The sequence below is a fragment of the Demequina sp. NBRC 110056 genome, assembly GCF_002090155.1.
In the GTDB taxonomy this organism is placed as follows: domain Bacteria; phylum Actinomycetota; class Actinomycetes; order Actinomycetales; family Demequinaceae; genus Demequina.
On the sequence record NZ_BBRM01000002.1, the window covers coordinates 667,387 to 679,905 of the forward strand.

Genomic DNA, 12,519 nt, shown 5'->3' on the forward strand with positions numbered 1-12,519 from the left:
CACAAGACCGCCGGGCCGGGTGACGCGCCCCGGCGCATCGGCGGGGTGGATCGGCTGAGCGCGCCGGCGCCTTCCGGCGCGGGCGTAGGCTGAGAGCAGTCCCGCTCTCGAGTCACAGGAGACCTTCGTGCGCGTCCTCTTCATCGGTGGCACCGGCCTGATCTCGTCCGCCTGCTCACCGCTCGCGATCGAGCGCGGCATGGACCTCACGCTCGTCAATCGCGGCGCCTCGACCCGCGCGGCGGCACCCGACGGCGCCCGCGTCATCCACGCCGACATCCACGACGTCGACGCCTTGCGGGCGGCCGTGAAGGCGGACGTCGCCGAGCACGGCGAGTACGACGCCGTCGTCCAGTGGATCGCCTTCACCCCGGACCACGTCGCGCAGGACGTCGAGACGTTCGCGGGCCTCACCCGCCAGTACGTCTTCATCTCCTCGGCCAGCGCCTACGAGACTCCCCCGTCGCGCCCCGTCGTGCGCGAGGACTCGACGCCGCTGTCGAACCCGTACTGGCAGTACAGCCGCGACAAGGCCGCGTGCGAGGCGGACCTGCGCGAGGCGGGCGACGCGAGCGGGTTCCCGTTCACCATCGTGCGGCCGTCGCACACGTACGGGTACTCGGACATCGTGTTCGGCATCACGTCCTGGTCGCACCCCTGGACCATCGCGGACCGCCTCCGGCGCGGCGCGCCCATCCTGGTGCACGGCGACGGCACCTCGCTGTGGACCGTGACCGACCACCGCGACTTCGCCGTCGGGCTCGTGGGCCTGCTGGGCAACCCGGCCGCGCTTCACGAGGACTTTCACATCACGGGCGACGACGTCCTGTCGTGGAACCAGATCCACGAGCACGTCGCCGCCGCGGTGGGCGTCTCGGCCGATGCGCTCGAGGCGCAGACGGTCCGCATCCCCACCGACACCCTCATCCGCTTCGACCGCGAAGCCTTCGAGGGACCGCTGAAGGGCGACAAGACCAACGCGGCGATCTTCGACACGTCCAAGCTGCGCGCCGCGGTCCCCGACTTCGCCACCCGCCATCGCTTCGCCGACGCGATCCACGAGTCGATCGCCTGGTTCGAGGCCGACGAGTCCCGCCGCGGGATCGACGAGGAGGCGAACGCCTCGTGGGACCGGATCGCCGCGGCGTACACGTCCGCCGTCGACGGGATCTTCGAGCCGTGAGCCGCCTGTGGGGACGGCGCGCTTCAGCGGAGCGTGACCCGGTCTCGGATCACGCGATCCTCGACGCTGCGGTGAGCGTCCTGTCGCGCGACCCTCACGCGCCCGTCGAGAGGATCGCGGCCCGCGCCGGTGTCGACCCACGCGACCTCAAGGCCCTGTATCCCTCGCGGGAGGCGCTGCTGACGGCGACGATCCTGCGGGGCGCGCGACGCATCGCCGCCGCGGCCGTGATCGAGGACGGCACGCCCGCCGAGCAGATCGCACTGCTGCTCGCGAGGATCTGGGACGACCAGGCGCCCGTCGCGCCGTTCACGACCCTGTGGATGCGGTCGGGCCTGCGGGGCGAGGTCGAGGAGACGCTCGAGCCTGTGCGCGTCCTCATCGCCGATGCGGTCGCCCGAGGCGCGGGCGTGGGCGCCATGCGCGCGGACGTGCCGGAGACGACAGTCGCGTGGCTCGTCGAGCAAGCCGTGCTCACGTGCCTCGCCGGCGTCGCAGACGGTGCGATCGACGCCACGGCTGGGCGCCGCCTCGCCATCACGCACGCCCTGTCGGCCGCTGGACTCGCCTGGGACGCCGCCGCCGCGGTGGCCGAGCGCGTCGAGCTGCGACTGGACCGCGGGTGAGGCGGGGTGCATGCCAGCGCGCGCACCGCGAGGGCGACGCCGCGGCTGCGTGAGGCGGGCGGCCGAATGAATCCTCGCAGCGGGGTGTTGTCCCAGAGTGACAGGGCCGCGGCTCGACCGTGTGGCACCTCGGCACCAAGGCCCGCGACCCTGACGCTCTGACCTCCTGACGCCCCGACCCCCTGACCGCCCTGACAACTTGAGGAGACCCGATGCACGCGATCGCCGCTTTCGAGCCGCTGCCCATCGCCGATCACGACAGCCTGCGTGACGTCGAGGTCCCCGACCCGACGCCGGGACCGCTCGACGTCCTGATTCGGGTCGAGGCCGTCTCGGTCAACCCCGTGGACGTCAAGAAGCGCTCGGGCGGCTACGGGCGCGGGGCGGTGGGCGACGAGCCGCGCATCCTCGGCTACGACGGCGCCGGCACAATCGTCGGCGTGGGCGCCGAGGTCGAGGGGCTCGCGGTCGGCGACGAGGTGTGGTGGGCCGGCGACGCCGGACGCCAGGGCGCGAACGCCGACCTCCAGGCCGTCGACCACCGCATCGTCTCCCGCAAGCCCGAGTCGGCCTCCTTCGCGGACGCCGCCGCCCTGCCGCTGACCGCGCTCACCGCGTGGGAGGGCATGTTCGACCACCTGCGCATCAGCCGCGAGGACACGGCGACGATGCTCGTGGTAGGCGGCGCCGGCGGCGTCGGGTCGATCCTGACGCAGCTCGCGAAGCGCCTCACGGCGCTGCGGATCATCGCGACCGCCGGCCGTCCCGAGACCGAGGCGTGGTGCCTCAGGATGGGCGCCGATGCGGTCGCCGACCACCACGACCTCGTCGCCTCGGTCGAGAAGCTGGCTCCGGCGGGGGTCGACTCGATCTTCTCGTCGTACACCCCTGGAAACATCGGCCACTACGCGAAGCTCATCAAGCCATTCGGCGGGATCGTGTCGATCGACGGCACGGACGAGTCGCTGCTGCCCCTGTTCTCGAAGTCAGCGTCGATGCACTGGGAGTACATGTTCGCCCGATCGCGCTACGGCACGTGGGACATCGCCGAGCAGGGCCGCATCCTCGACGAGGTGGCGGAGCTCGTCGACCGCGGCGACATCGTGCCGACGGCGACGGAGCACATCGCCGCCTTCTCCGCGGCGGGCCTGCGTGAGGCGCACCGGCTCGTGGAGTCGCAGTCGATGATCGGCAAGGTGGTCGTGCACCGCTGAGGACCCTTCGCCGTCCTCGTTGCCCGCGTCGGCACCATTCGGGCACGGGCAGCGGGACGACACACGCCCCCGGGCTGCAGCGGCACCCGCGCGCCCGGCACCCGGCACTCGCACGACAGCGGCACCCAGGCGACCGCTGCACCCGGGCGACCGCTGCACCCAGGCGACCGCGGCGCGAACCGCAGCGGCATGCGCACGGCGTGGGCAACGCCGCGGGTTGGGCTGGAGCTCAGGCTCTGGCACACTCGGGGCCATGCGCGCGACCATCGTCCCTGCTCTGATCGCTGTCGCCCTCCTGGCGGGATGCTCGGCCGACGCCGACGACGCGTCCCCCGACCCGTCCTCCAGCCCCGCTGCGACGACCACCCCGGCGAGCGCATCGGCCTCGACGGATCCCTCCGACGGCACCTCGGACTCCCCCGACTCCTCAGACACGTCTGATGCCTCGGACTCCGCCGACGGCGCCACCGCAGGCGCCGACCTCTATTGCGAGCCCGCGCAGGCGGGGATCACCTCCACCCAGGCGCTGTTCGAGGCGACCGACCGCAAGAGCACCCAGACGGGGATCGAGGACGACGGTGGCGACGTGGGGCTGATGAACGCGGCCGGCGAGGAGATGCTCGTCCACGCCGAGGACGCCATGGCCCACTGGAACGACGCCCGCGAGCACCTCGAGTCCCCTGCCTGGGACGACGCGTCGTACCCCGTGAGCGCGGACGAGGTCGATGCGGCCATAGAGGACTACGACGCGCACATGGTCACGTGGGTGATCCCCGAGGCGGAGATCGCCGCGAGCGCGGGCACGATCGCCGAGTACGACCAGGCCACCGTGGCGCTGCTCGCCGACCCCGAGGTCATCGCGGCGGCGCAGAACGGCGGCGAGGCGCTCGGCACGATGCTCGGCTACACGGCCGAGCGCTGCGACGGGATCGACGCGCTCGACCCGTAGACGGCGGTCGTCAGGCGCCCATCTGCTCCTCGACGCGGGCGAGCAGCTCCTCCCACGCATCGGCGAACTTCGCGATCCCCTCGTCCTCGAGCTGCCGGGTGACGTCCGCGAGGTCGATCCCCGCATCCTCGAGGTGATGGAAGACCGAGTGAGCCTCCTCGTAGGTGCCGCGCACGGTGTCCCAGCCGTCGGCGTCGGCCGGAGCCTCACCGTGGTCCGCGAAGGCGTCGATGGTGGCCTGCGGCATCGTGTTCACGACGCCGTTGGTGACGAGCTCGTCGACGTACATCGTGTCTGGGTAGGCGGGGTCCTTCACCGAGGTGGACGCCCACAGCGGTCGCTGCGGCCGAGCACCCGCGTGCGCGAGCGACTTCCAACGCGACGAGTCCAGCACCTCCTCGTGGTGCTCGAAGGCCAGGCGCGCGTTCGCGATCGCGGCCGTGCCGCGCAGCTCCTGCCCCACGCCAGCGGCCTCGAGACGCTTGTCGACCTCGGAGTCCACGCGCGACACGAAGAAGGACGCGACCGAGTGGATCTTGGAGAGGTCGTGGCCCGCAGCGTGAGCCGCCTCGAGGCCCGCGAGGAACGCCTCGACGACCTCGGCGTAGCGCTGCAGCGAGAAGATCAGCGTCACGTTGACGGAGATGCCCTGTGCGAGCGCCTGGGTGATGGCAGGCAGACCCTCGACGGTCGCCGGGATCTTGATCATGACGTTCGGGCGGTCGACGAGCCACCACAGCTGGCGCGCCTCCGCGATGGTGGCCTCGGTGTCGCGCGCGAAGCGGGGGTCCACCTCGATCGACACGCGCCCATCGACGCCATCCGTGGCGTCGTAGACCGGGCGCAGCACGTCGCACGCCTCGCGCACGTCCGCGGTCGTGATCATGCGGACCGCCTCGTCCACCTCGACGCCACGCGCGGCAAGGTCGCCGATCTGCGCGTCGTACTGATCCGAGCCCGACACCGCCGCCGAGAAGATGGACGGGTTGGTCGTGACGCCCACGATGGAGCGGTCGCGCACGTCCTCGGCGAGAGAGCCGCTGCGCAGGCGCTCGCGCGACAGGTCGTCGAGCCAGATCGACACCCCGGCGGCGGACAGCGCCTCGAGGGGGCGGGTGGAGGTGGTGGCGGTCATCGCGTGCTCCTTCGCTGGTGGCGGGCCGGTCGTCCTCGGCAACCCGGAAGGCTCGACGAGCATTCCGCGCCGGCGACCACATCCCCGTCGGGTCTCCACGGTCGGGACTCCTCTGTCAGCATTCCACCGCGCGGGTCCGCGCGCGAGGGGTGCGAGGCGGCGTTCGCCCGACGTTCACGAGAGGGGCAGCCCCGGCGGAATGTGGGTGACGTCGCTGAGGTTGACGCTCCCACCACCCCACCCGCCGTCGAAGGAGCGCCGATGCCCTGGTCCACCGCAGACATCCCCGACCTGACCGGCCGGGTCGCCGTGGTGACGGGCGCGAACGGCGGGCTCGGGCTGGAGACGACCAAGGCCCTCGCCGGCGCGGGCGCCCACGTGGTGATGGCGGCTCGCTCGCCCGAGAAGACGGCCGATGCGGTCGCCGAGATCAAGGACTCGGTCCCCTCCGCTTCACTCGAGACCGTCGCGCTCGACCTGGGCTCGCAGGAGGGCACCCGCGCGGCCGCCGCGAGCATCGCGTCGGCGCACCCGCGCGTCGACATCCTCGTGAACAACGCCGGCGTCATGGCGACGCCCGAGGGGCGCACCGAGGACGGCTTCGAGACCCAGCTGGGCATCGACCACCTCGGCCACTGGACGTTCACCGCGGGGCTGCTCGCACCGCTCGTCGCGGCCGACGCGGCGCGCGTGGTCACCGTCTCCAGCACCGCGCACCACATGGGCCGTCGCATCGACCCCGACAACCCCCACCTCGAGGGCACCTACACCGAGTGGAAGGCGTACGGGCAGGCCAAGCTCGCCAACCTCCACTTCGCCTACGGGCTCGACCGCGAGTTCGGCGCCGCCGGTGCGCGCGCATCGTCCCTCGCGGCCCACCCGGGCCTGTCCCATACGGACCTCCAGAGCCGCACCGTGCGCGAGGGCGGGGGCGGGTCGACCGGTCCGTTCTGGGAAGGGCTCGCGGCGACGCGAGGGATGCCGCCGTGGCGCGGCGCGCTGCCGCAGCTGCGCGCCGCCACCGACCCCCGTGCCCGCGGCGGGCAGTTCTACGGGCCGCTGTGGATGAACACCGGAGACCCGGTGCGCAGGCCCCTGCTGCGGCGCCTCGGCCTCACGCGGTCGATCGAGATCCTGTGGCAGGTCTCGGAGGACCTCACGGGCGTCGCGATGGACGTGCGCGGAGCCGTCGCGGGCCTTACCCCGTCCTGACGCGAGACTCCTGCATCGCGCCTGCTCCCGCGCGCGTGTGATGCCGCGCGCCACGAGCCGCACACCCCTAGGGTGATCAGTGAAGATAGCCCTTCACCCAAAGGATTCCCATGGCCGGCGCCCTGCCCGACACCCCGTCCGATGCCCTCGTCTTCTTCGGCGCCAGCGGCGACCTCGCCCGGAAGTCGATCTTCCCGTCGCTGTACCGGATGGTGAAGGCCGGCGGCCTCACGGTGCCGGTGGTGGGCGTCGCGTTCTCGCAGTGGACCCTTGCGGACCTGCAGGAGCGTGCACGCGAGGCGGTCGCCGCCGCCGGGGACGTCGACGAGGCGGCGCTCGACCAGCTCGTGGGCCTGCTGCGCTACGTCGACGGCGACTACAACGACCCGGCGACCTTCACGCAGCTGCGCGAGGTGCTCGCCGAGTGCTCGTCGCCCACGCACTACCTCGCCATCCCGCCGGTGCTGTTCGGCACCGTGGTCGAGGGGCTGCGCGGCGTGGGCCTCAACGAGAACGCCCGCGTGGTGGTCGAGAAGCCCTTCGGACGCGACCTCGCGAGTGCGAAGACGCTCAACGCGGTGATCTCGAGCGCCTTCGACGAGCACGCGATCTTCCGCATCGACCACTTCCTGGGCAAGGAGGAGATCATGAATCTCCTCTACTTCCGCTTTGCCAACGCGATGTTCGAGCCCATCTGGAACCGCAACTACATCGAGACTGTGCAGATCACCTTCGCCGAGGACTTCGGCGTGCGCGGCCGGGGCTCCTTCTACGAGTCCGCGGGAGCCCTGCGCGACGTCGTGGAAAACCACCTGTTCCAGATCGTCGCTCTGCTGACGATGGAGGCGCCCACGTACCGCGGCTACGGGGCCGTCCAGTCCGCGAAGGCCAACGTGTTCAAGGCGATGCGGCCGCTGACGCGGCAGGACTACGTGCGCGGGCAGTTCATCGGCTACCGCGACGAGGAGGGCGTGAACCCGCACTCGGACGTCGAGACGTACGCCGCAGTGCGCCTGCACATCGACTCGTGGCGGTGGGCCGGGGTGCCGTTCTACCTGCGCACGGGCAAGTGCCTCGCCGTGTCGGCCGGCGAGGTGGTGGTCGACTTCAAGCGGCCGCCACAGGCGCTGTTCGGCGACGCGATGGACCCCGACCAGCACCCCAACCGGCTGCGCTTCCGCCTCCAGCCCGACGGCGCGATCGGCCTCGGAGTGCGCGTGAAGCGACCCGGCGAGGAGTTCGTCGGCCACGAGCAGGAGCTGCTGCTGCCGACGGAGAGCGAGCTCGAGCGCGCGCCGTACGAGCGCCTCCTCACCGACGCCCTCAAGGGCGACAGCGCACTGTTCACGCACGAGGAGTCCGTGGAGGCCGCGTGGCGTGTGGTCGACGGCATCCTCGAGGACCGTCCGGCCGCCATCCCCTACCAGCCGGGCACGTGGGGACCCGAGGAGGCCGCGGGCCGGCTCATCGGCGACGACGGCCCCTGGCACAACCCGCTCGCGTAGCGACACCAGCACAGACCCGACCTTTCACCACCTGAACCAAGGAGACAGACATGACCGAGACGCCGATGCAGCTGGGAATGATCGGACTGGGACGCATGGGCGCCGGCCTCAGTCGGCGGCTCATGCGCGACGGCCACACCGTCGCCGTGCACGACGTCTCTGCAGACGCGATCGATGCGCTCGCCGCAGAGGGTGCCGTCGCAGTGCATGAGCTCAAGGACTTCGTCACCGCGCTCGAGGCCCCGCGTGCGGTGTGGGTGATGGTTCCGGCTGGCCCCATCACGCAGTCCGTCATCGAGTCCCTCGCGGCCGTGCTCGAGCCGGGCGACACCATCATCGACGGCGGCAACAGCTACTACCGCGATGACATCGCCCACGCGGCGATGCTCGCAGACAAGGGCCTGCACCTCGTCGACTGCGGCACCTCCGGCGGAGTCCACGGCCTCGCGCGCGGCTTCTGCCTCATGATCGGCGGCGAGGATGAGGTCGTCGAGCGCCTCGCCCCCATCTGGGACACCATCTCCCCTGGTGTCGAGTCCGCCGAGCGCACGCCGGGCCGCACGGGCGACCCGATCTCGGCCGAGCACGGGTGGCTGCACTGCGGGCCCAACGGCGCGGGCCACTTCGTGAAGATGGTCCACAACGGCATCGAGTACGGGCTCATGGCGGCCTACGCCGAAGGTCTGAACGTGCTGCGCAACGCGAACGCCGGATCGACGGCGCGTCAGGCGGACGCCGAGACCGCTCCGCTATCGCAGCCCGAGTTCTACCAGTACGACATCGACACCGCCGCGGTCGCCGAGGTGTGGCGGCGCGGGTCCGTCATCGGCTCGTGGCTGCTCGACCTCACCGCGGAGGCCCTCCACGAGGATGCGGACCTCACGGAGTACTCGGGCCACGTGTCGGACTCCGGCGAGGGCCGATGGACGTCCATCGCCGCGATCGACGAGGGCGTGCCGACGCCGGTGCTCACCACCGCGCTGTACTCGCGCTTCGCGTCGCGCGACCTCGACATCTACGCCGAGAAGGTCCTGTCCGCGATGCGCAAGGGCTTCGGCGGCCACCAGGAGAAGCCCACGGGCGAGTAGTTCGAGGAGCGCGGGCAGCGCGGCGACAGCGAGAACCCCGAGCAGCGCAACGAGCGTCCATGCCGTCCCGCGATCCAAGCTCCTCGGTGGCCGCGGCGCCCGGCCGCGCCACCCTCAGGGGGTGACGCGGCCGGGCTGCGCGAACGCGCCGGCGGCGACGCGCAGTCGCCGCCGGGCACGCAGGCGCAGGAGCCTCACGCGGCGGCGGGCTCGGGTCAGACCGGACGGTCGTGGCCCGAGGCGGTCGTCGGCGCGGTCGGCGTGATGAAGCTCGGGGTGGTTGGCGTAGTACGCGGCCAACCGTCCGAGCTGCTCGTAGTGAGTCATGGCGGATTCACCTCCTCTCGACAGGATCGAGCGGCGGGAGCACGCGCGCTGGCGGTTTCGAGACGCGAGCGTGCGTGCCCGGGGCCACGGCCGATTCCCGCGAGCTCCCCGGTCGAGCCACGCCGGATGGCGCACACCGATCAGGGCTCTCGCGCGGCGGCACGCGGCGCGGGACGGGGGCTCACGGGCGAACCGAACTGTCCGAACCTTGCCGGGGCGGGCCGAGGGCGGGCCTCGGGCGTCGGGAACGGTCAGGAACGGTCAGGAACGGTCAGGAACGGTCAGGAAGCGTGAGCGAGGTCGGCAGACGAGCTGGCGACGGCGGCGGCGGAGCTAGAAGCCCCGAGCGAGGATGCTCGGGCTAGCCGGCCAGGACGGCAGCGACGGGACGCTTGCCGCGCGGCTGCTGCCGCTGGGCCCAGGAGCCGCGGGAGGGCTCGAGGGTCGCGGCGAACGCGCGAACGGCCGGCGCCACTGCGGCGCTGGTGACGTCGATATCCATCATGAGCTTCCTCCCTTCCTGAGGGCCGGGCCTCGAGAGCGCACGCTTCCGGAGGCGAATCCTGCGCGGCCGGGCCGGCTGCGCAACGGTGAAGGTAGCACCGTCACCGGGCGACGCGGAAGGACATTTTGCCGAACTGTGACAGTTCGGACGGTGACGCCGTGCGCTTCTGACGGCGATGCTGAGAGGTCCGCGCGCCCGTCAGGCCGCGATGCGGACGCTCACCGCGTCGACGAGCCCGGGCTCGTCGTCGACGCCGAGGTAGACCTCGGAGCCGTCGGCGAGCGACAGCACCACCGCGGACGTGCCGCGCGTCGCGTAGGCGCTCGCGCGCCGGTCGAAGGCCCACCGCCAGCCCCAGCCGCCGAATTCGCGGATGGGCCGGTAGTCGCGCGTCTCGACGGCGGTCACCTCCCCGAGGGGCACGGAACGCTTGAGGACGCCCGCGAGCGACACGTGCACGGCCGTCTCGTCGACGGTGATCGTCAGCGGGACGAACAGGAGGGCGGCGAGCAGCGCCGTGCAGCCGACGGCGAGCCACGGCAGCTCCGCCCAGGCGCCGCTCACGGTGAACAGCACCACGCACAGCGCGAGCGAGCCCAGCAGGGCTGCGCACGCGAGGCGGTTCTGGAACGAGAGCTGACGCGAGCGGTAGGCGACCATGGCCTCCACCCTGCCACGCGCATCGGCTCGCCGGCCTCCTCCCCCGGCAGGATTCGCCTCAGCGCGGCGCGAGCATGATGACCCCGGCACCGACCAGGCAGAGCGCGGCGCCGGTCCAGTCCCACACGTCCGGTCGGAACTTGTCGACGACGATGCCCCACGCGAGAGAGCCCGCCACGAAGATCCCGCCGTACGCCGCGAGGATGCGCCCGAAGTGCGGATCCGGCTGGAACGTCGCGATGACGCCGTAGAGCCCCAGGCACAGCACGCCGAGACCCACGAACAGCGCTCCGCGGTTCTCGCGCAGCCCCTGCCACACGAGCCACGCGCCGCCGATCTCGGCGAGGGCGGCGACGGCGAACAGGGCGATGATGCGCAGTGTCGTCATGCGCGTCACCCTACTGATGGGACGAGTGCTCAGGACGAACTCAGCATGGGTGGGACGGCACGGTGTGGTGCGGTGCGGTGGGGTGCGGTGTTCTGGGGTGCAGCGCAGTGCGGTGCGGTGCGGTGCGGTGCGACGCGCCCCGCGACGGTTCGTCAGTCCAGCCTGGCCTCGTACAGCTCGAGGTCGTAGTCGGAGAAGCAGCAGAAGATGACCTCGCGGATCGTGCGGTGCTCCGCCGCGGTTGCGCGGACGGTCTCGATCGCGATGTCCGCCGCGAAGTCCCGCGGGAACCCATACGTCCCGGTCGCGATGCACGGGAAGGCGACGGTCCCGAGCCCGTGCCCCGCGGCGAGCGCGATGGATTCCGAGTAGCAGCTCGCGAGGGTGTCACGCTCGCCGTGACCGCCGCCGCGCCAGATCGGGCCGACCGTGTGGATCACGTGCGTCGCGGGGAGCCGGTGGCCGCCGGTCATCTTGGCCTCGCCGGGCTCGCAGCCGCCGAGCTCACGGCACTCCTCGTAGAGCCCGCGGCCCGCGGCGGCGTGGATCGCTCCGTCGACGCCCGAGCCGCCGAGCAGTGTCTCGTTCGCGGCGTTGACGATCGCGTCGACATCGAGGGTGGTGATGTCGGCCTTGAGGGCGCGCAGGTGGGTCATGCACCCAGTCTCACCTACGAGCGACGGGTGCGCAGTGTCACGCGAGTCGCGTGATCGAGTCCTGGCCTTCCTGGCCGCGTGGCGCTGCCGTGTCTCGTCTGGCGTGTCGCCGCTGCCGTGTCGCGTCTGCCGCGTCAGCGTTGCTTTGCCGTGATCACGCCGGCATATGGACCCGACAGCGCGCCGGGCTCGCCCATCCCGCTGACCCACAGGTCGGAGATCTGCCCGTCGAGGTAGAGGGCATCCTCGACGCCCAGCTCGTCGCGGAACAGCGTCGCGAAGTCCCACAGGTTGGTGATGCCGACCGACATCGCCAGGTACACCGTCTCGCCATCGGGGCTCACGCCCACGCCGCTGCGCAGCGCGAAGTTGGTCGAGCCCTCGCGGAACTCGGGGTGCACCTCCCCGTCGAGGAGCAGCGCCGGGCCCGACTGGGTCGCCTGCGTGACGCCCGCGGGCTCGTAGTCCTCGCTGTTCACCACGGTCGCGGTGCCGTCGTCGAAGACCGCGAAGACCGCGTTGGGCTTGAGGTGGAAGTTGCCGCCGCCGTCGGCGAGGTTGAGCGGCACGAGCTCATCGCCGTCGCTCACGAGCAGCCCGCCGGGCACCATCTCGGGGGTGAAGATGCCGGCGTTGGTCGCGACGGCGATCTCGGGGTCCTCGGCGATGACATCGGCGAGCATGACGCCATGGTCCGCGGGGTCCCAGTCGACGCGCACGTCCCAGTCTGCGAGCGGCAGAGTCACGACGGCATAGGACCAGCCAGCGTGGTCGACGACCTCGGCGTCGACCTCGATCACCTCGCCGTTCGGCCACGCCTCAGGCGCCGATGCGCTCGCTGAGCCCTCGGGCCCGCTCGCCTCAGCCGTGGGCACCGGAGTCGCGCCAGGCTCGGCCGTGACGGTGACCCGCGGCGGCGCAGGATCTGACGAGGCGCAGCCGGCCAGTGCCAGGGCGGCAACGGCGGCTGCCGTCGCTGCGCCGGCCCGAGCCGCAGCCCGGGTACTAGCCCCGGCTCCAGTCGCAGCCGCTGCCCTGGAACTCGCCCCGACCCCTGCCCAAGGTCCGCGC

14 protein-coding genes are annotated in these 12,519 nt (G+C 71.9%); 7 read left to right on the top strand and 7 right to left on the bottom strand.

From position 1 onward, the window contains the following. Positions 1-127 precede the first annotated feature (127 nt). The 4 genes from B7K25_RS03115 to B7K25_RS03130 all read left to right on the top strand — a co-directional run bounded on the left by B7K25_RS03115 (position 128) and on the right by B7K25_RS03130 (position 3,972). Entirely contained in the window at positions 128-1,183 is a 1,056-nt protein-coding gene (locus B7K25_RS03115; RefSeq protein WP_084104101.1) for an NAD-dependent epimerase/dehydratase family protein, read from the top strand. Further along, positions 1,180-1,809, top strand: coding sequence for a TetR/AcrR family transcriptional regulator (locus B7K25_RS03120; RefSeq protein ID WP_084104103.1), 630 nt, complete (start codon positions 1,180-1,182; stop codon positions 1,807-1,809). The genes B7K25_RS03115 and B7K25_RS03120 overlap by 4 nt, the downstream gene beginning before the upstream one ends. Positions 1,810-2,021: 212 nt before the next feature. Next, positions 2,022-3,023 (top strand): zinc-binding alcohol dehydrogenase family protein, encoded by a 1,002-nt coding sequence (locus tag B7K25_RS03125; protein WP_084104105.1) that lies wholly within the window; start codon positions 2,022-2,024, stop codon positions 3,021-3,023. A 253-nt stretch (positions 3,024-3,276) separates the two neighbouring features. After that, positions 3,277-3,972, top strand: coding sequence for a hypothetical protein (locus B7K25_RS03130; RefSeq protein ID WP_084104107.1), 696 nt, complete (start codon positions 3,277-3,279; stop codon positions 3,970-3,972). A 10-nt stretch (positions 3,973-3,982) separates the two neighbouring features. Here B7K25_RS03130 and tal read toward each other — a convergent pair whose 3' ends face one another. Further along, the gene (tal, locus tag B7K25_RS03135; protein ID WP_084104109.1) at positions 3,983-5,107 is read right to left on the bottom strand and encodes a transaldolase; all 1,125 of its coding nucleotides are present in this window, start codon (positions 5,105-5,107) and stop codon (positions 3,983-3,985) included. A 261-nt stretch (positions 5,108-5,368) separates the two neighbouring features. Between tal and B7K25_RS03140 the strand changes: the two genes are divergently transcribed. From B7K25_RS03140 to gnd, 3 genes are all read left to right on the top strand, one after another. After that, the gene (locus B7K25_RS03140; protein ID WP_084104111.1) at positions 5,369-6,319 is read left to right on the top strand and encodes an oxidoreductase; all 951 of its coding nucleotides are present in this window, start codon (positions 5,369-5,371) and stop codon (positions 6,317-6,319) included. Positions 6,320-6,429: 110 nt separating this feature from the next. After that, entirely contained in the window at positions 6,430-7,824 is a 1,395-nt protein-coding gene (zwf, locus tag B7K25_RS03145; protein WP_084104113.1) for a glucose-6-phosphate dehydrogenase, read from the top strand. 50 nt (positions 7,825-7,874) lie between these two features. Next, a complete protein-coding gene (gene gnd, locus B7K25_RS03150; RefSeq protein WP_234988054.1) occupies positions 7,875-8,912 on the top strand; it encodes a phosphogluconate dehydrogenase (NAD(+)-dependent, decarboxylating) in 1,038 nt (345 codons plus the stop codon). A gap of 114 nt (positions 8,913-9,026) precedes the next feature. On the opposite strand, the gene B7K25_RS03155 is transcribed toward gnd, so the two are convergent. The 6 genes from B7K25_RS03155 to B7K25_RS03175 all read right to left on the bottom strand — a co-directional run bounded on the left by B7K25_RS03155 (position 9,027) and on the right by B7K25_RS03175 (position 12,323). After that, positions 9,027-9,239 (bottom strand): hypothetical protein, encoded by a 213-nt coding sequence (locus tag B7K25_RS03155; protein ID WP_084104115.1) that lies wholly within the window; start codon positions 9,237-9,239, stop codon positions 9,027-9,029. A 361-nt stretch (positions 9,240-9,600) separates the two neighbouring features. Continuing rightward, positions 9,601-9,744, bottom strand: a complete 144-nt coding sequence (locus B7K25_RS13660; RefSeq protein WP_159450093.1) for a hypothetical protein — start codon at positions 9,742-9,744, stop codon at positions 9,601-9,603. 198 nt (positions 9,745-9,942) lie between these two features. After that, on the bottom strand, positions 9,943-10,404 hold the full coding sequence (locus B7K25_RS03160; RefSeq protein ID WP_144018814.1) for a hypothetical protein: 462 nt from the start codon (positions 10,402-10,404) through the stop codon (positions 9,943-9,945). Positions 10,405-10,462: 58 nt separating this feature from the next. Further along, positions 10,463-10,792, bottom strand: a complete 330-nt coding sequence (locus B7K25_RS03165; RefSeq protein ID WP_084104120.1) for a YnfA family protein — start codon at positions 10,790-10,792, stop codon at positions 10,463-10,465. A gap of 152 nt (positions 10,793-10,944) precedes the next feature. After that, a complete protein-coding gene (locus tag B7K25_RS03170) occupies positions 10,945-11,448 on the bottom strand; it encodes an O-acetyl-ADP-ribose deacetylase (RefSeq protein WP_084104122.1) in 504 nt (167 codons plus the stop codon). 134 nt (positions 11,449-11,582) lie between these two features. Continuing rightward, on the bottom strand, positions 11,583-12,323 hold the full coding sequence (locus B7K25_RS03175) for a phosphodiester glycosidase family protein (RefSeq protein WP_084104124.1): 741 nt from the start codon (positions 12,321-12,323) through the stop codon (positions 11,583-11,585). Positions 12,324-12,519 lie beyond the last annotated feature (196 nt).

Bases quoted from the DNA above. Each gene is read 5' to 3' on its own strand.
- B7K25_RS03125 (WP_084104105.1), top strand. From the start codon at position 2,022: ATGCACGCGATCGCCGCTTTCGAGCCGCTGCCCATCGCCGATCACGAC.
- B7K25_RS03130 (WP_084104107.1), top strand. From the start codon at position 3,277: ATGCGCGCGACCATCGTCCCTGCTCTGATCGCTGTCGCCCTCCTGGCG.
- tal (WP_084104109.1), bottom strand. From the start codon at position 5,107: ATGACCGCCACCACCTCCACCCGCCCCCTCGAGGCGCTGTCCGCCGCC.
- B7K25_RS03140 (WP_084104111.1), top strand. From the start codon at position 5,369: ATGCCCTGGTCCACCGCAGACATCCCCGACCTGACCGGCCGGGTCGCC.
- zwf (WP_084104113.1), top strand. From the start codon at position 6,430: ATGGCCGGCGCCCTGCCCGACACCCCGTCCGATGCCCTCGTCTTCTTC.
- gnd (WP_234988054.1), top strand. From the start codon at position 7,875: ATGACCGAGACGCCGATGCAGCTGGGAATGATCGGACTGGGACGCATG.
- B7K25_RS03155 (WP_084104115.1), bottom strand. From the start codon at position 9,239: ATGACTCACTACGAGCAGCTCGGACGGTTGGCCGCGTACTACGCCAAC.
- B7K25_RS13660 (WP_159450093.1), bottom strand. From the start codon at position 9,744: ATGATGGATATCGACGTCACCAGCGCCGCAGTGGCGCCGGCCGTTCGC.
- B7K25_RS03160 (WP_144018814.1), bottom strand. From the start codon at position 10,404: ATGGTCGCCTACCGCTCGCGTCAGCTCTCGTTCCAGAACCGCCTCGCG.
- B7K25_RS03165 (WP_084104120.1), bottom strand. From the start codon at position 10,792: ATGACGACACTGCGCATCATCGCCCTGTTCGCCGTCGCCGCCCTCGCC.
- B7K25_RS03170 (WP_084104122.1), bottom strand. From the start codon at position 11,448: ATGACCCACCTGCGCGCCCTCAAGGCCGACATCACCACCCTCGATGTC.